This window comes from Pseudomonas sp. Ant30-3 (assembly GCF_000690905.1).
Classification (GTDB): domain Bacteria; phylum Pseudomonadota; class Gammaproteobacteria; order Pseudomonadales; family Pseudomonadaceae; genus Aquipseudomonas.
Genome location: NZ_JMCL01000197.1, coordinates 1 through 499, shown reverse-complemented (window position 1 = coordinate 499; position 499 = coordinate 1). Strand labels below are relative to the sequence as shown.

1 protein-coding gene and 1 pseudogene are annotated in these 499 nt (G+C 53.7%); one reads left to right on the top strand and one right to left on the bottom strand.

Annotated features, from left to right (window positions below; all coding sequences use genetic code 11):
* Nucleotides 1-255: pseudogene (locus tag DU29_RS01000000130700) on the bottom strand (hypothetical protein); the annotation flags it as partial.
* A 52-nt stretch (nucleotides 256-307) separates the two neighbouring features.
* On the opposite strand from DU29_RS01000000130700, the gene DU29_RS1000000133485 reads away from it, so the two are divergent.
* Nucleotides 308-499: hypothetical protein (locus tag DU29_RS1000000133485; protein WP_033051088.1), on the top strand; the 192-nt coding region annotated here is incomplete at its 3' end.

The following is a 499-nucleotide window of genomic DNA, read 5'->3' as shown; positions in this document are numbered from 1 at the left end:
TCCTGCGTTGATGGGATGCTGTGGGCCCTGATCCAGGTCGATCACCACATACACGCTAAAGACCTCCAAACCGAAACGATCTTTCACGGTGGATAGACGCTTTGCGGTTTCCCATCGGCTCCCTGACCAGACGGCATAGGTCAGGCCGTCATAACCGATGTCAGCCAGCATTTCGCATTGGACATCGAAGGCATAGGTACCAGCCGAAGAAGTAAAAGCGAGATCCCAGGCAAAAATTTTATGACCGTGCAGCATCCTGCGCCTCCTCCAAATGGGCAGTAGCGTGCGCCGGAAAGTGCGGTACGACATGCTCGCCAAGTTCCTGAACAATCTCATGCGCCGGACGTGTCGCGTATTTCAGGTTGAGGCCAATATGATTAACCCCAATATCGCGCAAGCGGCTGAAGTAGTCAGTAAAGAATCGGTGACCAGCCCGAAACCCGAGGAAGATGGGCGATGGGGGTTCATCGGGATTCTCCGACAGGTCAATATAGAAGGA